The sequence below is a fragment of the Bacillus sp. 007/AIA-02/001 genome, from assembly GCF_004634455.1.
Classification (GTDB): domain Bacteria; phylum Bacillota; class Bacilli; order Bacillales; family Bacillaceae_G; genus Bacillus_A; species Bacillus_A cereus.
On record NZ_SEIY01000023.1, the window covers coordinates 38,569 to 60,493 of the forward strand.

Here is a 21,925-nt window from a genome sequence, read left to right on the forward strand (position 1 = left end):
TGGGCAAGGAGCAATTAATTTATAGTAATTACTCACGAGTTTAGATTATATCATAGTAAGTTATATGAATCAACTCACCAATACATAAAAAACTTGGCAAACATATAATATATTTGCCAAGCTCATATCTTTATTTTTCCTAGGAAATATTAAATTAAACGTTAAAACGGAAGTGCATAACATCTCCGTCTTTTACGATATATTCTTTTCCTTCTAAACGTACTTTTCCAGCTTCTTTTGCAGCTGTCATAGAACCGTTTGTCATTAAGTCATCGTAAGAAACTGTTTCTGCACGAATAAATCCACGCTCAAAGTCTGTATGAATAACACCAGCACATTGCGGTGCCTTCATTCCTTGTTTAAATGTCCAAGCACGTACTTCTTGAACGCCAGCTGTAAAGTAAGTAGCAAGTCCTAATAGGTCATATGCTGCACGAATTAATTGATCTAAACCAGACTCTTCAATTCCTAATTCTTCAAGGAATACTTTTTTCTCTTCTTCGTCTAATTCAGCGATTTCTGATTCGATTTTTGCACATACAACGATTACTTGAGAATTTTCATTTGCTGCAAATTCTTTTACCATTTGTACGTATTTATTTTCCGAAGGATCGATAACATCGTCTTCACTTACATTCGCTACGTATAACATTTCTTTTGTTGTAAGTAAATGAAGGCCTTTAACAACCTTCATCTGCTCTTCTGTAAATTCAACAGTACGAGCTGGTTTTCCCTCTTCAAAAGCTTCTTTTAAACGAACTAAAATTTCATGCTCATATACCGCTTCTTTATCTTTTTGTCTTGCTAATTTCGCAACACGCTCGATACGCTTATCAACAGACTCTAAGTCCGCTAAAATTAGCTCTAAATTGATTGTTTCAATATCATCAATTGGATCTACTTTCCCTGAAACGTGCGTAATATTTTCGTCTTCAAAACAACGAACAACTTGGCAAATTGCATCTACTTGACGAATGTGAGATAAGAATTTATTTCCTAAACCTTCACCTTTACTAGCACCTTTTACAATACCTGCAATATCAGTAAACTCGAATACAGTCGGAACAGTCTTTTTCGGTTCTACTAATTCCGTTAATTTATTTAAACGCTCATCTGGTACTTCTACAATCCCTACGTTTGGATCAATTGTACAGAATGGATAGTTCGCAGATTCTGCTCCTGCTTGTGTAATTGCATTAAATAAAGTGGACTTCCCTACGTTAGGTAATCCAACAATCCCAGCCGTTAATCCCATATTTTTCACTCCTATGTCTCAATCTTTCATCATTATAGATAGTAACGAAAAAAATGACAAGTTTCCGCCAAACGAAAAAAAGTAACAGTTACCTACTGTAACTGTTACTCTCCCTCTATTCTTCGTGCTTCACAAGTATTTTTTTCACCTTACGATCAAACTCTCTTCGAGGAATCATTACTGAATGGTCACACCCCTCGCACTTAATGCGGATATCCATTCCCATACGAATAATTTTCCAACGATTCTCGCCACATGGATGGGCTTTCTTCATTTCCACAACATCATACAAGTTATATTCCTTTTGCTCCACTCTCCAAACTCCTCTCCATACTAAATTGCTTTTCCACTAACTAATTCTTCACGATTATATAAAACCATACGTGGATATGGAATTTCAATTCCATGTAAATCAAGACGATTTTTAATCTCTTTACGAAGTGCCCTTGCAATAACTGCATGTTGCATCGGTTCTACTTCAGCAATAACACGTAATATAACTTCTGATGCAGCTAATGTTTGCACACCTAATAATTGAGGTGTTGTTACCATTTTTTCGTACTTTGAAGGTAATTCTACTAATAAATCTTCAATAACTTGCTCTGCTTTCGCAATATCAGCCTCATATGAAATAGATACATCAACAAACGCTACACTATTACTAACTGAGTAGTTAGTAACTTGAACAATACTTCCATTTGGTAAAGTATGAATTTCACCTGTCCAACTCTTTACTTTCGTTGTACGAAGTCCAATTTCTAAAACGACTCCTTCAAATTGACCGATTTTAACATAATCGCCAACCGAAAACTGATCTTCTAACAAAATAAATAAACCTGTAATAACATCTTTCACTAAACTTTGAGCACCAAATCCGACTGCTAAACCAATTACCCCAGCACCCGCTAATAAACCTGATGCATTAATATCAAACACACCTAAAATCGCAATTAGCATAATGAACATAACAACGTACGCTACAATATTTTCAAGTAATTTCGCTACTGTAACTGTACGACGTTCTGAAATTTGAATTGGAGAACGACTTCCCATGCGAAACGCATTTCGTACAACCGCTCTTGCAATTCGCACAACAACTGCACCAATTGTTAAAATAATACATATTTTTAATGTCGCAACTCCAATATGAGCCCAACGATCAGCATCTAATAAATACTGTTTCATAGAATTAAACCACTTCGCTAATAAATCCATGTACCTCTACCTCTCTAGCTAAAATTTCTTTTTAGTTACCCTTATTATTGTATCAGAAGTCCCCTAATTGCTGAAAAAATTTTATGATTTTAATCCTATTTTATCCCCGACATCCAGGTATAAAATGGAACGAATATATATATACTAGTACTATTATTTCCGTTTTCATTCACATTTTGCAAAAATTACGCACTTATAACTTTCCATTTTCCTCACCATATAACATATATTGAAAATTTATTAAAAGGATGGGTGCTTCATGAATATTGGAAGTTTTCGCTTACCATTTTTTGAGAAAGAAACTCAAAACGTTATGCACCAAGATCTAGAAGCCTCCGAGATAATCAGTAATTTCTTACTTACCCATATTCCTATTAAAACTAATATACCACTCATTCTCGTTTGTATCGGCACAGATCGCTCTACGGGTGACGCACTCGGCCCATTAGTTGGTACAAAACTTGAACAAATAGACATCCAAAACCTCCAAGTATTCGGTACACTAGATGAGCCAGTACATGCGCTAAATTTAGAAGAGAAAATTCAGAATATACAGAAAGAATATCCTACTGCATTTATAATTGCTGTTGATGCATGTTTAGGAAAGTCCCAAAATATCGGATCAATCACTACTGGAAAGGGACCTAGTAAACCTGGAGCTGCTATGAATAAGAAATTACCTGCAGTTGGTGATTTGCACATACACGGTATCGTCAATCTAAATGGGTTTATGGAGTTTTTCGTTCTTCAAAATACAAGATTAAGTTTAGTCATGAAAATGGCTGATGTAATCGCACAAAGTATAAAAGAGACGGATCAAAAATTATCCGCATTAAAAAAAGCAAACCATCTATAAATAATAAGATGGTTTGCTTTTTAATTTTTCTGTGCTAATAGTTCTAAAATACGATTTAAATCTTCTTTATTAAAAAATTCAATTTCGATTTTACCTTTTTCTTTTTTCGTCTCTTTAATTTTCACATCTGTGCCAAACTTTTCTCTTAAGAACGTTTCACGTTCTACGAAAAATATATTTCGCTCTTTTTTCACTTTTTTTGTTTCACGTGAAACGTGTTGATTAATCTCTTGGACGATTTTCTCTAATTGACGAACATTTAATCCTTCTTTTTCAATGCGTTTCAATAAGGACTTCAATTGTTCTTCATCTTTTATCGTAAGTAAAGTTCTCCCATGAGCCATTGAAAGTTGACCATTTGCAATCATATCTTGTACGAAAGAAGGTAGGCTTAATAACCTAGTATAATTTGCAATGTAAGGTCTGCTTTTACCAAGACGTTTCGCTAATTGTTCTTGCGTTACATTTAGCTCATTCATTAACATCTGGTATGCCATTGCCTCTTCCATAGGATTTAAATCTTCTCGTTGTAAGTTTTCTAACAAAGCAAATTCCATCATTTGCTGTTCATTTAATTGTCTTACAACCGCAGGTACTTTTTCTAAACCAGCCTCTTTCGCAGCACGAAATCGTCTTTCACCTGCAACAATTTCATATCCTTTAATGCTCTTCCTAGCAATTAATGGTTGTAGAATACCGTGTTCCTTAATCGAAATTGCTAATTCCTGAATCGCCTCTTTATTAAAGTGTTTACGCGGTTGATATGGATTCGGCCTTAATTCAGTTACAAGAATCTCCTGAATTGTTTCCTCTTCTTTCACATCTAAATCAGGAAAAAACACATTAATTCCTCTTCCTAATCCTTTAGCCACCTGCAATCACTTCCTCTGCTAAATCTATATATACTTCTGCTCCTCTTGATTTAGCGTCATACTGCATAATAGGTTTCCCATGACTTGGAGCCTCGCTCAAGCGTACATTACGCGGAATAATCGAGCGATATACTTTATCCCTAAAATACTTTTTCACTTCATCTATAACTTGGATTCCTAAATTTGTACGGGCATCCAACATTGTTAACAATACACCTTGAATTGCTAAATTTTTATTTAAATGTTTTTGTACAAGTCGAACTGTATTTAATAGCTGACTTAACCCTTCTAGTGCGTAATATTCACACTGTACAGGAATAATAACAGAATCTGCTGCTGTTAATGCATTAATCGTTAATAACCCTAAAGATGGGGGACAGTCGATAATAATATAGTCATATTCATCACGAACTGGCTGTAATGCTCTTTGCAAACGTACTTCCCGGGAAATAGTCGGTACCAATTCAATTTCAGCACCAGCTAATTGAATTGTAGCGGGTAGAACATCTAAGTTTTCAGTTGCGGTTTTCTGTATAACCCCTTGAACATCTGCATCTTCCACAAGAACGTTGTAAATACATTGATCTAATTCAGATTTTTCAATTCCCACACCAGTCGTTGCATTTCCTTGAGCATCAATATCTACAAGAAGGACTTTTTTACCTACTTGCGCCAATCCAGCCCCTAAATTAACAGATGTTGTTGTTTTTCCAACACCGCCTTTTTGATTAGCAATAGCAATGATTTTTCCCATGATGTCACCTACTTTCAACCTTTCTATCTTATTCTAGTAACAATTACGTTTATTGTAACATGAAATAAAACTTTTTCTTTTACGTCCTTTATTAAACTTCAAAATTTATTTCTAAACTCCTTCTTCATTTAACAAGAAAATATAGTAAAAGAGACCTCTCCAATAGGATAAGGTCTCTAGCACGTCATTATTATTTTTTCTTTGGAATTTTAATTGTAATTTGATAGTACTCATCAAATTCTTCTTCCTCAGAATTAACATTCAAACCACTTTCAGTAACCATTTGTAAAGATTGTCTAATTGTATTCATAGCAATCCTCGTATCTCGACTTACTGCTTTTTGCTTTGCCTTACGCTTCGGTTTCGCTTCCTCTAGTAACTTCGCAATTCGTTCTTCTGTTTGCTTTACATTTAGTTGTTTCTCCACAATTTCCTGTAAAACTTTCAGTTGTAATTCCTCATTTTTTAAAGGAATGAGAGCGCGGGCATGACGTTCTGTAATGCTTTTTTCTAATAATGCACTTTTTATTTCTTCAGGCAACTTTAACAATCGCAACTTATTTGCGATTGTAGATTGTCCTTTTCCAAGTCGTTGTGCCAATGCTTCTTGTGTTAAATTATGTAACTCAATCAGCTTTTGATATGCCACAGCTTCCTCGATTGCCGTTAGTTCCTCACGTTGCAAGTTTTCAATTAAAGCTACAGAAGCTGTCTCTGTATCATTTAAGTTCTTTATAATTGCAGGAACCTTTTCCCAACCTAACTTTGTTGCCGCGCGAAAACGTCTTTCTCCAGCAATAATCTCGTACTTATCATCCTCATATTGCCTTACAACAATCGGCTGAATAAGTCCATGTGTACGAATTGTTAATGCTAGCTCATCAATACGCGCATCATCAAAAACTGTTCTTGGTTGATAACGGTTAGGGGTAATATTTACTATCGGAATTTCTTGTATTTCTTCATATACCTTTTTATCTATCTCTTCATGGCTTTCGTCTTGTAATTCGAATTCGCTCTCTTTATCTCCAAAGCCAAATAAACGAGAAAACGTATTTTTCATACATATTCCACCACCTTTTAGGCCTATTGACTATTCTCCATAAAATGTTTCCTATGAAACATTTACGTTTTCATTTATATAATTTAATCTTACGTCTAATAAGATTTATTTTTCAATAGGTAATTTATTGGGTGTTCCCGGTTTGCGTGGATATTTCTTTGGTGTCTTGCGCTTTTTCTCGATTAATAAAATATTACGTTCACTCTCTTCAAACGGTAATTGGAACGTAGACATCTCTTTTAACTCTCCGCCTAGCACCTCTAAAGCATACTTGCCATTTTCAATTTCTTCGTTTGCTGCTGCACCTTTCATTGCAATGAATGTTCCTCCAACTTTTACAAGCGGTAAACATAGCTCACTTAATACAGAAAGACGCGCAACTGCACGTGCCATTACAATATCGTATGATTCACGTACACCTTCTTTTTTCCCAAACGTTTCAGCACGATCGTGACAAAATGCAACATCACTTAATTCTAACTTTTGTGCTAAGTGATTTAAGAAATTAATACGTTTTTGCAACGAATCTACAATTGTTACTTTTAAATGCGGGAAACAAATTTTTAAAGGAATACTTGGGAATCCAGCCCCTGCACCAACATCGCAAATTGAGAATGGTTTTGAAAAATCATAATAAAAAGCAGCTGTAATGGAATCAAAAAAGTGTTTTAAATATACTTCTTCTTTTTCTGTAATAGCCGTTAAGTTCATTTTTTCATTCCACTCTACTAATGTTTCAAAGTAGATTTTGAACTGCTCTAACTGTCTAGAAGAGAGGGTGATTCCCTTCTCTTCTAGCATAGATTGAAATTGTTCTATGTTCATCTAGCAATATCTCCTTACTATTTATTGGTTCGATACGCGTGCAATTTTTCCTTGTTCTATATACACAAGTAAAATGGAAATATCCGCTGGATTTACGCCAGAAATACGTGAAGCCTGCCCCATTGAAAGTGGACGAACATCTTTCAATTTCTGTCTAGCTTCTGAAGCAATGCTAGAAATCGCATCATAATCAATATCTACAGGGATTTTTTTATTCTCCATTTTCTTCATACGCTCTACTTGCTGTAAAGATTTTTCAATATATCCTTCATACTTAATCTGAATTTCAACTTGTTCTTTAACTTCATCACTTAATTCTACTTCACTTGGTACTAAAAGATGAATATGCTCATATGTCATCTCTGGACGACGTAATAAGTCACTTGCACGTATTCCATCTTTCAATTCACTTCCGCCAATATTGCGAATTAATTCTTGAACTTCAGGACGTGGTTTAATAATAATGCTGCTTAAACGTTCCTTTTCCTGTTCAATTTGTAATTTTTTATTTGTAAATCGCTCATAGCGCTCTTCTTTAATTAATCCAATTTTACGACCAACTTCAGTTAAACGAAGATCAGCATTATCGTGGCGTAATAATAGACGGTATTCTGCACGAGACGTTAATAAACGATATGGTTCATTTGTACCTTTCGTTACAAGATCATCAATTAAGACGCCAATATAAGCATCCTCGCGACCTAAAACAACTTCTTCTTTACCTAAAGAACGGCATGCTGCATTAATTCCAGCCATAAGCCCTTGTCCGGCCGCCTCTTCGTAACCAGAAGTTCCATTAATTTGTCCTGCTGTATATAAATTTTTAATCTTTTTCGTTTCAAGTGTTGGCCATAGTTGTGTTGGCACAATTGCATCATATTCAATTGCATAACCTGTACGCATCATTTCAACATTTTCTAGGCCTGGAATTGTTCTAAGCATGTCACGTTGTACATCTTCTGGTAAGCTTGTGGATAAACCTTGTACATATACTTCTTGTGTATTACGCCCTTCTGGCTCTAAGAAAATTTGATGACGTGGTTTATCATTAAATCTTACTACTTTGTCTTCAATAGAAGGACAGTATCTAGGACCTGTTCCTTTAATCATACCAGAATACATAGCTGAACGATGTAAATTTTCATCTATTAAACGGTGTGTTTCTGTACTTGTATATGTCAACCAACATGGAATTTGATCCATAATAAATTTCGTTGTTTCAAAAGAGAATGCACGTGGCTTATCATCACCTGGTTGAATTTCTGTTTTACTGTAGTCAATTGTATTACTGTTTACACGAGGAGGTGTCCCTGTTTTAAATCTCACAAGATCAAATCCAAGCTCCTCTAAATGCTCAGATAATGTAATAGACGGTTGCTGGTTATTTGGACCACTTGAATATTTTAAGTCGCCCATGATAATCTCGCCGCGTAAAAATGTTCCAGTTGTAATTACAACTGTTTTTGCTGTATATTCTGCACCAGCTTGTGTAACTACCCCTTTACATACACCTTCTTCAACGATTAAACGCTCTACCATTCCTTGGAACAACGTTAAGTTTGGTGTTTCTTCAATTGTTTTCTTTAATTCATGTTGGTAAGAGAATTTATCAGCTTGCGCTCGAAGTGCACGTACGGCTGGTCCCTTACCTGTATTTAGCATACGCATTTGAATATGAGTTTTATCAATATTACGTCCCATTTCTCCGCCTAATGCATCAATTTCACGAACAACAATCCCTTTTGCTGGTCCACCAACAGAAGGGTTACATGGCATGAATGCTACCATATCCAAGTTAATTGTTAACATTAATGTTTTTGAGCCCATTCGTGCTGCCGCAAGACCAGCTTCACATCCTGCATGACCTGCACCGATTACTATGACATCGTATGAACCGGCATTGTATCCCATTGTTTATTCCTCCTAATAATCTCTATCTTTCTACAACTTCACTATATTATTTTCCTAAACAAAACTGAGAGAACAACTGGTCAATTAAGCTTTCATGCACTGTGTCCCCAGTAATTTCACCAAGTATTTCCCACGTTCTTGTTAAATCAATTTGTACCATATCAATTGGTACACCATTTTCAATCGCCTCAACTGCATCACCGATTGTTTTTCCTGCTTGTGTTAATAATCCAATATGTCTCGCATTAGAAACATATGTCATATCTGCAGAATCGATTGTTCCTTCAAAGAATAAATCAGCTATTGCCTTTTCGAGTTCATCTATTCCTTGTTCCTCAATTAAGGATGTTGTAATAACACGATTTCCCGCGGCTAACTCTGTAACACGTTCCATATCAATCGCTTGCGGTAAATCAGTCTTATTCACAATAACAATAAAGTCTTTTCCTTGTACCGCACGGAATAGATCTTCATCCTCATTTGTTAAAGCCTCGCTATAGTTGACAACAACTAATACTAAATCCGCTTGGCTCATCATTTCTTTTGAACGTTCCACACCAATTCGTTCAACAACATCTTCTGTCTCCCGAATACCGGCTGTATCTATAAGTTTAAGAGGTACACCACGCACGTTAACGTACTCTTCAATAACATCACGAGTTGTTCCTGCAATATCAGTTACAATTGCCTTTTTCTCCTGAACAAGACTATTTAATAACGATGATTTCCCAACGTTGGGTCTACCGATAATTGCTGTAGCAATACCCTCACGTAAAATTTTCCCTTGTTTTGATGTTTCTAATATTTTTTCGATTTCCGAACGAACATGCGTCGCTTTCTCAATTAAAATATTATGTGTCATCTCTTCTACATCATCGTATTCTGGATAATCTATATTTACCTCAACATGAGCTAATGTTTCTAATATTTCTTGACGCAAAAGACCAATTAATTTAGATAATCGCCCTTCCATTTGATTAATTGCTACATTCATCGCACGATCTGTTTTTGCTCGAATCAAATCCATAACAGCTTCTGCTTGTGATAAATCGATACGTCCATTTAAAAAAGCACGTTTTGTAAATTCGCCCGGTTCTGCCAATCGTACTCCTTGTGCTAGAATAAGTTGCAATACTTTATTTACTGAAACAAGTCCACCGTGACAGTTAATTTCCACTATATTTTCACGTGTAAAAGTCCTTGGTGCGCGCATAATAGACACCATAACTTCTTCAATAACTTGATTTGTATCTAAATCAACAATATGACCATAATGAATAGTGTGAGAAGGAACCTCTGTTAAATCCTTCCCCTTAAAAATACGATTAACTTTCTCAACCGCATCATCCCCACTTACTCGAACAATGGCAATTGCACCCTCTCCAAGCGCTGTGGAAATCGCAGCAATTGTATCAAATTCCATGTCCTTTCACCTCACTTGCTTATTTATCTCTATTTCAACATGATTATTTCTTTCACTAAATTATTAGGATACCATAACGAACCTATCTACAAAAGAAGAATAACTCATTTTATTATATCCCCATGTAAAAAACACTAAACTTATTCACAGTGGATAAGTTTAGTGTTTTTTAGTTATCCACATCTATTTTCCGCTCAAAAAAACCGGCACTCATTTGAGCAACCGGTCATTTAGGAGATATTACAACATGCCGATGTGGTTCATTTCCTTCAGAAGTTGTATTGATACCTTGATGATTTGATAATGCCTGATGAATAATTTTTCGTTCAAAAGATGGCATCGGTTCTAAAATAACTCTTTTTTTCGTATTAAATACTTGTTTCGCTAATCGATAAGAAAGTGATTCTAACGTACTTTTTCTTTTACTACGATAATTTTCAGCATCTAGTGTAATACCGATATACTGCTTCGTGTTACGATTCGCGACAAGTTTTGTTAAATACTGTAAAGAGTTCAATGTATTACCTCTTTTCCCAATTAAAACACTTACATTATCACCAGAAATTGTAAATTCAATTTCGCGTCCTTTTACAATTTTACTAATCTCAACTTCCACACCCATATCGTGAATAACATTTCTTAAATATTCTTCACATTCTTGAATTGGATCTTTCTTCAATACAACTTCTACTACTGCAGGACGATTCCCAAATAAACCTAAGAATCCTCTTTTACCCTCATCGACAATATTTATATCTACTCGATCTTTTGATGTATCTAATTGCCTTAAAGCATCCTCTACTGCCAGCTCGACTGTTTGTCCTTTAGCAGTAATTACACTCACTTGCTTGAGCCTCCAGCTTTGCTAGCCTTAATTTCTGGCCCTTTGATAAAGTACATTTGAGCAATACCAAAGATATTACCAACAACCCAGTAAAGTGATAATGCGGCTGGGAAGTTAATTGCAAAGATTAAAATCATAATCGGCATAAGCCAAAGCATCATTGCCATTTGCGGATTTTGACCAGCTGTTCCTGCCATTGCAAGCTTTTGCTGAATAAATGTCGTAATTGCTGCAACGACCGGTAAGATATAGAACGGGTCTGCATGTCCTAAATCGAACCATAAGAAACTATGTTGTTTAATTTCAGCTGTTCTCATAATTGCATGATAAAAAGCGAACAGAATTGGCATTTGAATAAAGATTGGTAAACAACCAGCTAATGGATTTACACCATTTTTTTGATATAACTGCATCATTTCTTGCTGCAGTTTTTGCTGTGTCGCTTGATCTTTAGAGCTATATTTCTCTTTTAACTTCACCATTTCCGGTTGTAACGCTTGCATCGCTTTCGTACTCTTCGTTTGTTTAATCATTAGTGGTAATAATGCAAAACGAATGATAAGAGTTGTAATAACAATTGCTAAACCGTAATTACTGTTAAATAAGTCGGCAAAATACGTGATTAACTGAGAAAGCGGATATACGAAATATTCATTCCAAATCCCAGTACTTTTCGATGTAATCGGCTGACCCGTTTCACTACAACCGGTGGCAATCGCCATTAATGCAACGACCATGGCTAGTAAACCTAATTTCTTTTTCAAAGCCTACTCCTCCTTGTATCGGTATGTATATAGTGTAATTCATTTCCTTACGCTACTTTTTTATTCTTTTCATACCAGAGCGTTTAAAGACATGAATTAAGCTTTTCTTTACTTCTTCATATGTCATCTCTGCACAAGGCTTCCTTGCTATTATAACAAAATCTTTCCCAGAATCTATCTCATCTTTTAACTCTGTAATAGCCTGACGGACCATGCGCTTAATTCGATTACGAACTACTGCATTTCCAATTTTCTTGCTAACAGAAAGGCCGATGCGAAAGTTTGGCTGTTCTTCTTTATCTAATTGGTATACAACAAACTGACGATTCGCATTTGATTTTCCTTTTTGAAAAACCGCCTGGAATTCATCATTCTTCTTTATACGATGTTTTTTCTTCATATCAATTGACACTCCTGTATTTCATCAGCGGAAATTCACTATTATTAGAAAAAAAGACCACTGAACGATCAGTGGTCTACGCAGATAATACTTTTCTTCCTTTACGACGACGAGCTGCTAGCACTTTACGTCCGTTCGCTGTGCTCATACGGCTGCGGAAACCATGTACTTTGCTGCGCTTACGTTTATTTGGTTGGTAAGTTCTTTTCATTATATGACACCTCCCTGAGGAATATCTGTTAAAGACAGTCCTATAAATTATAGTTAATCAACTAGGAAAATGTCAATGGTTCTAGAAATTTTCATCAAATATTCATTTTGAACCTATTCACATACTTTTACACAGCACCTATATTTCCTTGTGGATAAATGTTTTTTCACGTTTTTTATATCCACAAACTTTTTTCACACTTTTACACAGTATATCGTGTTGTGGACAAGTTTATTCCACAAGGTATTGATTTTGTGGATAACTTTCTTAAATTCATTGCTATAGCCACTTTTTTTTGATATTATAGTTGTGTTTTCACTTTGAATAAGTTTTCCACACCTTTATTTTATCCACAGTTTGTGTATAACATGTGGACAGTTTTAATCACATGTGGGTAAATAGTTGTCCACATTTGCTTTTTTTGTCGAAAACCCTATCTCATATACAAACGACGTTTTTAGGTTTTAAAATACGTTTCGTATAAATATACATTTTATATTTATTGGGTTGTACATTTGTTGCGCAACCTTATTCTTTTACCATCTTAGTAAAGGAGGGACACCTTTGGAAAATATCTCTGATTTATGGAATAGTGCCTTAAAAGAATTAGAAAAAAAGGTAAGCAAGCCTAGTTATGAGACATGGTTAAAATCAACAACGGCTCATAACTTGAAGAAAGACGTATTAACGATTACAGCTCCAAATGAATTTGCTCGTGACTGGCTAGAATCTCATTACTCCGAACTAATTTCAGAAACACTATACGATTTAACAGGGGCAAAATTAGCAATTCGCTTTATTATTCCTCAAAGTCAAGCTGAAGAGGATATTGATCTGCCTCCAGTTAAGCCGAATCCAGCACAAGATGATTCAGCTCATTTACCACAGAGCATGTTAAATCCAAAATATACATTTGATACATTTGTTATCGGCTCTGGTAACCGTTTTGCCCATGCAGCTTCATTAGCTGTAGCCGAGGCGCCAGCTAAAGCGTATAACCCACTCTTTATTTACGGGGGAGTTGGGCTTGGAAAGACGCATTTAATGCACGCAATTGGTCATTATGTAATTGAACATAATCCAAATGCAAAAGTTGTATATTTATCATCAGAAAAATTTACAAATGAATTTATTAACTCTATTCGTGATAATAAGGCTGTTGATTTTCGTAATAAATATCGCAACGTAGATGTTTTATTGATAGATGATATTCAATTTCTTGCTGGAAAAGAACAAACTCAAGAAGAGTTTTTCCATACATTTAATGCATTACACGAAGAAAGTAAACAAATTGTAATTTCTAGTGATCGACCACCAAAAGAAATTCCGACTTTAGAAGATCGTCTTCGTTCCCGCTTTGAATGGGGGCTTATTACAGATATTACGCCGCCAGATTTAGAGACACGAATTGCGATTTTACGCAAAAAAGCAAAAGCTGAAGGGCTTGATATACCAAATGAAGTTATGCTTTATATCGCAAATCAAATTGATTCAAATATTCGTGAATTAGAAGGTGCACTTATCCGAGTTGTAGCTTATTCATCTTTAATTAATAAAGATATTAATGCTGATTTAGCAGCTGAAGCACTTAAAGATATTATTCCAAATTCTAAGCCAAAAATTATCTCTATTTATGATATTCAAAAAGCTGTCGGGGATGTTTATCAAGTGAAATTAGAAGATTTTAAAGCGAAAAAACGTACCAAATCAGTTGCGTTTCCTCGCCAAATTGCAATGTATTTATCGCGCGAGCTTACAGATTCCTCTTTACCAAAAATAGGTGAAGAATTTGGTGGACGTGATCATACAACAGTTATCCATGCCCATGAAAAAATCTCTAAACTACTAAAAACCGATACGCAATTACAAAAGCAAGTTGAAGAAATTAATGGTATTTTAAAGTAGTAGCTGAATAGTGTGAATAACTTACCTTGTTTTACGCACAGTCTATCCACATGTAGATAGACTGTTTTTACATCCTTTATAGGGGTTATCCACATATCCACAAGCCCTATTACTATTACTACTATTTTTTTATCTTTATTAATTAAATAAAATCTTATACTTACCGGAGGTTTTTCTTTATGCGTTTTACAATACAAAAAGACTATCTTGTAAGAGGTGTACAAGATGTAATGAAGGCAGTTTCTTCTCGTACAACAATCCCCATCCTTACGGGAATTAAAGTTGTAGCTACTGAAGAAGGGGTTACATTAACAGGAAGCGATGCTGATATTTCTATTGAATCGTTTATTCCAGTCGAAGAAGATGGAAAAGAAATCGTAGAAATTGCTCAATCAGGAAGCATTGTTTTACAGGCAAAATATTTTAGTGAGATTGTAAAAAAACTACCTAAAGACACTGTCGAAATTTCTGTAGAAAATCATTTTATGACAAAAATAAAATCTGGAAAATCAGAGTTTAACTTAAATGGTTTAGATTCTGCAGAATATCCGTTATTGCCACAGATTGAAGAACATCATGTATTTAAGATACCAACAGATTTACTTAAGCATATGATCAGACAAACTGTATTTGCAGTTTCTACTTCTGAAACAAGACCGATCTTGACAGGTGTAAACTGGAAGGTATATAACAGCGAGTTAACTTGTATTGCAACAGATAGTCATAGACTGGCACTTCGAAAAGCAAAAATTGAAGGACATAACATTGCAGATGAATTCCAAGCTAATGTTGTTATTCCAGGTAAGAGCTTAAATGAATTAAGTAAAATTTTAGATGAGTCTGAAGAAATGGTAGATATCGTTATTACGGAGTATCAAGTATTATTCCGTACAAAACATTTATTATTCTTCTCAAGATTGTTAGAAGGAAATTATCCTGATACGACACGTTTAATTCCAGCAGAGAGTAAAACGGATATTTTTGTAAATACAAAAGAATTCCTACAAGCAATTGATCGTGCTTCACTATTAGCAAGAGATGGCCGCAATAACGTTGTTAAATTATCAACTTTAGAGCAAGAAATGCTAGAGATTTCTTCGAATTCACCAGAAATCGGAAAAGTTGTCGAAGAAGTACAATGCGAAAAAGTAGATGGAGAAGAGTTAAAAATATCTTTTAGTGCAAAATATATGATGGATGCATTAAAAGCTTTGGATAGTACAGAGATTAAAGTTAGCTTTACTGGGGCAATGAGACCGTTCTTAATTCGTACAGTAAATGATGATTCAATTATTCAATTAATTTTACCGGTTCGTACTTACTAGGTAAGGAATAAGGGTTGCTAGTTTAAAGATGCTAGTGGCCCTTATTTGATTTTTGGGTATTACTTTCCTAATGCTAGTTTATTTAGTACAATGAAAGAATGAACACTTTCAGAAAGTGAGCGATTTTATGAAACGTATTAAAATTTCAACAGAGTATATTACACTAGGACAATTTTTAAAGTTAGCTGATGTAATTGATACAGGTGGCGCTGTAAAATGGTTTTTACAAGAATATGAAGTGTACGTGAACAACGAACTTGAAAATAGAAGAGGTCGCAAACTATATGCGAATGATGTTATTGAAATTCCAGGAAGCGGAACTTTCCAAGTTCAGGCATAAAGGGGGAGCCCTTTGTTTATTTCAGAAATACAATTAAAAAACTATCGCAATTATGAAAAATTAGAGCTTTCCTTTGAAGATAAGGTAAATGTAATTATCGGCGAAAATGCACAAGGGAAAACAAATTTGATGGAAGCTATTTATGTTTTAGCGATGGCGAAATCTCATAGAACCTCTAATGATCGCGAACTTATCCGCTGGGATGAAGATTTTGGTCAAATAAAGGGGAAATTACAAAAAAGAAACAGTTCTTTGTCTTTGGAATTAAATATTTCGAAAAAAGGTAAAAAGGCAAAATTAAATCAACTTGAACAACAAAAGTTAAGTCAATATATTGGCGTGATGAACGTTGTCATGTTTGCCCCAGAAGATTTAAATCTTGTAAAAGGAAGCCCTCAAGTAAGAAGACGCTTTTTAGATATGGAATTAGGACAAATAGCTCCTGTATATTTGTATGAATTAAGTCAATATCAAAAGGTGCTCACGCAACGAAATCACTTGTTGAAAAAAATGCAAGGGAATAGTAAGAATGAGGAAACGATGTTGGATGTATTTACACTTCAACTAATTGAGCATGGTGCGAAAATACTGCAAAAACGTTTTGAATTTTTGCATTTGCTACAGGAATGGGCAGCTCCAATTCATCGAGGTATAAGCCGTGGATTAGAAGAGTTAGAAATTGTCTATAAACCAAGTGTAGATGTATCAGAATCAATGGATTTGTCGAAAATAAAAGAAGTATACTATGAAAGTTTTCAATCTGTGAAACAACGTGAAATTTTCCGTGGTACGACTTTAATTGGTCCTCATCGTGACGATTTACAATTCTTCGTTAATAGTAAAAATGTTCAAGTCTTTGGTTCGCAAGGACAACAACGAACGACCGCACTATCCCTAAAATTAGCTGAAATTGAATTGATTTATTCAGAGGTTAAAGAATATCCAATCCTTTTGTTGGATGATGTTTTATCAGAATTAGATGATTATCGTCAATCACATCTTTTAAATACAATTCAAGGAAAAGTGCAAACATTTGTTACAACGACGAGTGTCGACGGAATTGAACACGAAACATTAAAAGAAGCGAAAACAATTCATGTAACGAACGGCACTGTAGATTGTGAAATAGATAGGGAATAACCCCTGTTTAAATGGAAAAGTAGGTGATCTTTGTGTCAATGGAACAAAAGCAAATGCAAGAAAATGCATATGATGAAAGTCAGATACAGGTGCTTGAAGGACTAGAGGCAGTTCGGAAACGCCCTGGTATGTATATTGGATCTACAAGTGGAAAAGGGCTTCACCATCTTGTGTGGGAAATCGTAGATAATAGTATTGATGAAGCACTTGCAGGTTATTGTGATGAAATTAATGTTAGTATCGAAGAAGATAATAGTATTCGTGTAACGGATAATGGGCGTGGTATTCCGGTTGGTATACAAGAAAAAATGGGACGTCCAGCTGTAGAAGTTATTATGACTGTTCTCCACGCCGGTGGTAAATTTGGCGGTGGCGGTTATAAAGTTTCTGGTGGTTTACATGGTGTTGGGGCATCGGTTGTAAATGCTCTATCAACAGAATTAGAAGTATTTGTACATCGTGAAGGTAAAATCCATTACCAAAAATACGAAAGAGGTATTCCGGTTGCGGATTTAAAAGTCATTGGTGACACAGATCAAACAGGAACAATAACTCGATTTAAACCAGATCCGGAAATTTTCCAAGAAACAACAGTATACGATTTTGATACGCTAGCAACTCGTATGCGTGAATTAGCGTTTTTAAATCGTAATATTAAATTAACAATTGAAGATAAACGTGAACATAAGCAAAAGAAAGAATTCCATTACGAAGGTGGAATTAAATCATACGTTGAGCATTTAAATCGCTCAAAACAACCGATTCATGAAGAGCCTGTGTACGTAGAAGGTTCAAAAGATGGTATTCAGGTTGAGGTTTCTCTTCAATATAACGAGGGATACACAAATAATATTTACTCATTTACGAATAACATCCATACGTATGAAGGTGGTACACATGAGGTAGGTTTTAAAACAGCTTTAACTCGTGTAATCAACGACTATGGTCGTAAAAATAGCATTTTAAAAGATGCGGACAGTAATTTAACTGGTGAGGATGTTCGTGAAGGTTTAACAGCAATTGTATCAATCAAGCATCCAAATCCACAATTTGAAGGACAAACGAAGACAAAACTTGGGAATAGTGAAGCGAGAACAATTACAGAGTCTGTATTCTCAGAGGCGTTTGAAAAGTTCTTACTAGAAAATCCTAATGTAGCGCGAAAAATTGTAGAAAAAGGTACGATGGCTGCACGTGCACGTGTAGCTGCGAAAAAAGCGCGTGAATTGACACGTCGAAAGAGTGCGTTAGAAGTTTCAAGTTTACCTGGTAAATTAGCTGATTGCTCTTCGAAAGATCCAGCAATTAGTGAAATTTACATCGTAGAGGGTGACTCTGCGGGTGGATCTGCAAAACAAGGACGCGATCGTCATTTCCAAGCAATTTTACCGCTGAAGGGTAAAATTATTAATGTGGAAAAGGCACGCTTAGATAAGATTTTATCAAATGATGAAGTTCGTACAATTATTACGGCGATTGGTACAAATATTGGTGGAGACTTCGATATTGAAAAAGCACGCTATCATAAGGTTATTATTATGACCGATGCCGATGTTGATGGTGCACATATTCGTACCCTATTATTAACGTTCTTCTATCGTTATATGCGTCAAATAATTGAGTGTGGTTATATCTATATTGCACAGCCGCCGTTGTTTAAAATACAACAAGGTAAAAAAATTCAATATGCTTACAACGATAAGGAACTTGAAAAAATCTTAGCAGAATTACCGGCCCAACCTAAGCCAGGGATTCAGCGTTATAAAGGTCTAGGGGAAATGAATCCAACTCAGCTATGGGAGACGACAATGGATCCAGAAGTACGTTCATTACTTCAAGTTTCCCTTCAAGATGCAATTGAAGCAGACGAAACATTTGAAATTTTAATGGGAGATAAAGTAGAGCCACGTCGTAACTTTATCCAAGAGAATGCAAAATACGTGAAGAACCTTGATATTTAAATGAGTAATGACAGGAATCTAAGTATTCCTGTCTTCTACATATAAATCAATGTATGTGTAACGGAAATGTAAGAGGAGGTGCTCGTTGATGTCAGACAATCAACAACAAGCACGAATTCGAGAAATTAATATTAGTCATGAAATGCGTACCTCATTTTTAGATTACGCAATGAGTGTTATCGTATCTCGTGCATTACCAGATGTTCGTGATGGATTAAAACCTGTGCATCGTAGGGTTTTATATGCGATGAATGATTTAGGAATTACAGCTGATAAAGCGTATAAGAAATCAGCACGTATTGTCGGTGAAGTAATCGGTAAGTATCACCCTCATGGTGATTCAGCCGTTTATGAAACAATGGTACGTATGGCGCAAGATTTTAGTCAACGTTATATGCTTGTAGATGGGCATGGTAACTTCGGTTCTGTAGATGGAGATTCAGCAGCTGCAATGCGTTATACAGAGGCAAGAATGTCTAAGATTTCTATGGAATTAATACGTGATATTTCAAAAAATACAATTGATTATCAAGATAACTATGATGGTTCCGAAAGAGAACCGATAGTACTACCAGCGCGTTTCCCTAATTTATTAGTAAACGGTACAACAGGTATTGCTGTTGGTATGGCAACAAATATACCGCCGCATCAGCTTGGCGAAGTAATTGATGGTGTGCTGGCATTAAGTCATAATCCTGATATTACTATCGCGGAATTAATGGAATACATTCCCGGTCCAGACTTTCCGACGGCAGGTTTAATTTTAGGAAGAAGTGGAATTCGAAGAGCTTATGAAACAGGTCGCGGTTCCATTATGCTTCGTGCTAAGGTTGAAATTGAAGAGAAGTCAAACGGTAAACAATCTATTATCGTAACTGAACTACCTTATCAAGTTAATAAGGCACGATTAATTGAAAAAATCGCAGAATTAGTTCGCGATAAGAAAATTGAAGGTATTACAGATTTACGTGATGAATCAGATCGTAATGGTATGCGTATTGTCATGGAAGTACGTCGTGATGCTAATGCAAACGTACTATTAAACAATCTATATAAACATACAGCGCTTCAAACAAGTTTCGGTATTAATATGTTGTCTCTTGTAAATGGGGAGCCACAAGTACTAAATTTAAAACAAAATCTATATCATTATTTAGAGCATCAGAAGGTAGTAATTCGTAGACGTACTGCTTATGAATTAGAAAAAGCAGAAGCACGTGCTCATATTTTAGAAGGATTACGAATTGCTTTAGATCATCTTGATGAAGTTATTACGTTAATTCGTAGTTCAAAAACGGCAGATATTGCCAAGCAAGGCTTAATGGAACGTTTTGGTTTAAGTGAGAAACAAGCGCAAGCGATTTTAGATATGCGTCTGCAACGCTTAACTGGATTAGAACGTGAAAAAATTGAGCAAGAATATCAAGACTTAATGAAGTTAATTGCTGAATTAAAAGCGATTTTAGCAGATGAAGAAAAAGTTCTTGAGATTATTCGTGAAGAATTAACAGAAGTAAAAGAGCGTTTCAATGATAAGAGACGAACAGAAATTACAATTGGCGGTATGGAATTTATTGAAGATGAAGATTTAATTCCTGAACAAAACATTGCGATTACGTTAACTCATAACGGTTATATTAAGAGGTTACCAGCTTCTACGTACAAAACACAGAACCGTGGGGGACGTGGTGTGCAAGGAATGGGTACGAATGATGATGACTTTGTTGAACATTTATTAACAACGTCTACTCATGATCATATTTTATTCTTTACAAACAAGGGTAAAGTATACCGTACGAAAGGATATGAAATTCCAGAGTATAGTCGTACTGCAAAAGGACTACCAATTATTAACCTATTAGGGGTAGATAAGGGTGAGTGGATTAACGCTATTATTCCGATTCGTGAATTTGGTGACGATCAGTTCTTATTCTTTACGACAAAACAAGGGGTTTCTAAGAGAACGCCACTTTCATCATTTGCAAATATACGTACAAATGGTTTAATTGCAATTTCTCTTCGTGAAGAGGATGAGGTAATATCTGTACGTTTAACATCGGGTGATAAGGATATTATTGTCGGGACAAGTAACGGTATGCTAATTCGTTTCAATGAACAAGATGTTCGTTCTATGGGACGTAATGCTGCAGGTGTTAAAGCTATTACGTTGGGCGATGAAGACCAAGTTGTAGGTATGGAAATTGTCGAAGAGGATGTAAATGTTCTAATTGTAACGAAAAATGGTTACGGAAAGCGTACACCGATTGATGAATACCGTCTGCAAAGCCGCGGTGGTAAAGGTCTGAAAACTTGTAACATTACAGATAAGAACGGTAAATTAGTAGCTGTTAAATCTGTTACAGGTGAAGAAGATATTATGTTAATTACAGCGGCAGGCGTTATTATTCGTATGCCAGTTGATCAAATCTCTCAAATGGGACGTAATACACAAGGTGTTCGTCTAATTCGATTAGAGGAAGACCAAGAGGTAGCGACGGTAGCAAAAGCACAAAAAGATGAAGAGGAAGAAACGAGTGAAGAGGTTTCTTCAGAAGAATAAGAGAGGGGATTTTCCCTCTCTTTATTTTTTTATAATAATACTTGCATAGGGAAGAGAAAGCCTATATAATAGGCAGAGTCAGCAAATGAGAGATACAACTTATCGAAAAAACTTGTTGACGAAAATAATATACTATGATATATTATAAAAGTCGCTGAAACGCGATATTGAACTTTGAAAACTAAACGAAACAAACAACGTGAAACGTCAATTTTTATTTTAGATGCTAGACAAACTAACTTTATTGGAGAGTTTGATCCTGGCTCAGGATGAACGCTGGCGGCGTGCCTAATACATGCAA

20 protein-coding genes and 1 rRNA gene are annotated in these 21,925 nt (G+C 35.4%); 8 read left to right on the forward strand and 13 right to left on the reverse strand.

Annotated features, from left to right (window positions below):
- Positions 1-154: 154 nt before the first annotated feature.
- The 3 genes from ychF to ES895_RS26400 form a co-directional block, all read right to left on the reverse strand.
- Positions 155-1,255, reverse strand: coding sequence for a redox-regulated ATPase YchF (gene ychF, locus ES895_RS26390; RefSeq protein WP_000524672.1), 1,101 nt, complete (start codon positions 1,253-1,255; stop codon positions 155-157).
- 115 nt (positions 1,256-1,370) lie between these two features.
- Complete coding sequence (locus tag ES895_RS26395; protein WP_000435485.1) at positions 1,371-1,568, reverse strand: DUF951 domain-containing protein; 198 nt, start codon at positions 1,566-1,568, stop codon at positions 1,371-1,373.
- A 20-nt stretch (positions 1,569-1,588) separates the two neighbouring features.
- Complete coding sequence (locus tag ES895_RS26400) at positions 1,589-2,470, reverse strand: mechanosensitive ion channel family protein (RefSeq protein WP_000364815.1); 882 nt, start codon at positions 2,468-2,470, stop codon at positions 1,589-1,591.
- Between the two features lie 259 nt (positions 2,471-2,729).
- On the opposite strand from ES895_RS26400, the gene yyaC reads away from it, so the two are divergent.
- Complete coding sequence (gene yyaC / locus ES895_RS26405) at positions 2,730-3,326, forward strand: spore protease YyaC (protein WP_001020715.1); 597 nt, start codon at positions 2,730-2,732, stop codon at positions 3,324-3,326.
- A gap of 20 nt (positions 3,327-3,346) precedes the next feature.
- Here the strand turns inward: yyaC and spo0J are convergent, their stop codons facing one another.
- The 10 genes from spo0J to rpmH all read right to left on the reverse strand — a co-directional run bounded on the left by spo0J (position 3,347) and on the right by rpmH (position 12,393).
- Positions 3,347-4,198: a stage 0 sporulation protein Spo0J gene (gene spo0J, locus ES895_RS26410; protein WP_001051829.1), complete on the reverse strand. Its 852-nt coding sequence runs from the start codon at positions 4,196-4,198 to the stop codon at positions 3,347-3,349.
- Entirely contained in the window at positions 4,191-4,952 is a 762-nt protein-coding gene (gene soj / locus ES895_RS26415) for a sporulation initiation inhibitor protein Soj (RefSeq protein WP_000516114.1), read from the reverse strand. Before soj ends, spo0J begins: the two co-directional genes overlap by 8 nt.
- A gap of 190 nt (positions 4,953-5,142) precedes the next feature.
- A complete protein-coding gene (gene noc / locus ES895_RS26420) occupies positions 5,143-6,015 on the reverse strand; it encodes a nucleoid occlusion protein (protein ID WP_000799016.1) in 873 nt (290 codons plus the stop codon).
- 105 nt (positions 6,016-6,120) lie between these two features.
- Complete coding sequence (rsmG, locus tag ES895_RS26425; RefSeq protein WP_001019628.1) at positions 6,121-6,840, reverse strand: 16S rRNA (guanine(527)-N(7))-methyltransferase RsmG; 720 nt, start codon at positions 6,838-6,840, stop codon at positions 6,121-6,123.
- Between the two features lie 21 nt (positions 6,841-6,861).
- Complete coding sequence (gene mnmG / locus ES895_RS26430; RefSeq protein WP_000541055.1) at positions 6,862-8,751, reverse strand: tRNA uridine-5-carboxymethylaminomethyl(34) synthesis enzyme MnmG; 1,890 nt, start codon at positions 8,749-8,751, stop codon at positions 6,862-6,864.
- Positions 8,752-8,797: 46 nt separating this feature from the next.
- On the reverse strand, positions 8,798-10,174 hold the full coding sequence (gene mnmE, locus ES895_RS26435) for a tRNA uridine-5-carboxymethylaminomethyl(34) synthesis GTPase MnmE (RefSeq protein ID WP_000393769.1): 1,377 nt from the start codon (positions 10,172-10,174) through the stop codon (positions 8,798-8,800).
- A 226-nt stretch (positions 10,175-10,400) separates the two neighbouring features.
- Complete coding sequence (gene jag, locus ES895_RS26440) at positions 10,401-11,018, reverse strand: RNA-binding cell elongation regulator Jag/EloR (protein WP_135238767.1); 618 nt, start codon at positions 11,016-11,018, stop codon at positions 10,401-10,403.
- Entirely contained in the window at positions 11,015-11,782 is a 768-nt protein-coding gene (spoIIIJ, locus tag ES895_RS26445; protein WP_000727737.1) for a YidC family membrane integrase SpoIIIJ, read from the reverse strand. Before spoIIIJ ends, jag begins: the two co-directional genes overlap by 4 nt.
- Positions 11,783-11,834: 52 nt before the next feature.
- Positions 11,835-12,182 (reverse strand): ribonuclease P protein component, encoded by a 348-nt coding sequence (rnpA, locus tag ES895_RS26450; RefSeq protein ID WP_000726621.1) that lies wholly within the window; start codon positions 12,180-12,182, stop codon positions 11,835-11,837.
- Positions 12,183-12,258: 76 nt separating this feature from the next.
- Positions 12,259-12,393 carry a 50S ribosomal protein L34 gene (gene rpmH, locus ES895_RS26455; protein ID WP_000831901.1) on the reverse strand — a complete coding sequence of 45 codons (135 nt, stop codon included), beginning with the start codon at positions 12,391-12,393 and terminating at the stop codon, positions 12,259-12,261.
- Between the two features lie 564 nt (positions 12,394-12,957).
- Between rpmH and dnaA the strand changes: the two genes are divergently transcribed.
- From dnaA to ES895_RS26490, 7 genes are all read left to right on the forward strand, one after another.
- A complete protein-coding gene (gene dnaA, locus ES895_RS26460; protein ID WP_000428017.1) occupies positions 12,958-14,298 on the forward strand; it encodes a chromosomal replication initiator protein DnaA in 1,341 nt (446 codons plus the stop codon).
- A 179-nt stretch (positions 14,299-14,477) separates the two neighbouring features.
- Positions 14,478-15,623 (forward strand): DNA polymerase III subunit beta, encoded by a 1,146-nt coding sequence (gene dnaN / locus ES895_RS26465; RefSeq protein WP_001212884.1) that lies wholly within the window; start codon positions 14,478-14,480, stop codon positions 15,621-15,623.
- A 127-nt stretch (positions 15,624-15,750) separates the two neighbouring features.
- A complete protein-coding gene (gene yaaA, locus ES895_RS26470; protein ID WP_000821364.1) occupies positions 15,751-15,963 on the forward strand; it encodes a S4 domain-containing protein YaaA in 213 nt (70 codons plus the stop codon).
- Positions 15,964-15,975: 12 nt separating this feature from the next.
- Positions 15,976-17,103, forward strand: a complete 1,128-nt coding sequence (gene recF / locus ES895_RS26475; RefSeq protein ID WP_000470745.1) for a DNA replication/repair protein RecF — start codon at positions 15,976-15,978, stop codon at positions 17,101-17,103.
- Between the two features lie 38 nt (positions 17,104-17,141).
- Positions 17,142-19,064, forward strand: coding sequence for a DNA topoisomerase (ATP-hydrolyzing) subunit B (gyrB, locus tag ES895_RS26480; RefSeq protein ID WP_000435982.1), 1,923 nt, complete (start codon positions 17,142-17,144; stop codon positions 19,062-19,064).
- Between the two features lie 88 nt (positions 19,065-19,152).
- Positions 19,153-21,624, forward strand: a complete 2,472-nt coding sequence (gyrA, locus tag ES895_RS26485; protein WP_001282864.1) for a DNA gyrase subunit A — start codon at positions 19,153-19,155, stop codon at positions 21,622-21,624.
- Positions 21,625-21,865: 241 nt separating this feature from the next.
- Positions 21,866-21,925 (forward strand): 16S ribosomal RNA (locus ES895_RS26490); the annotation flags it as partial.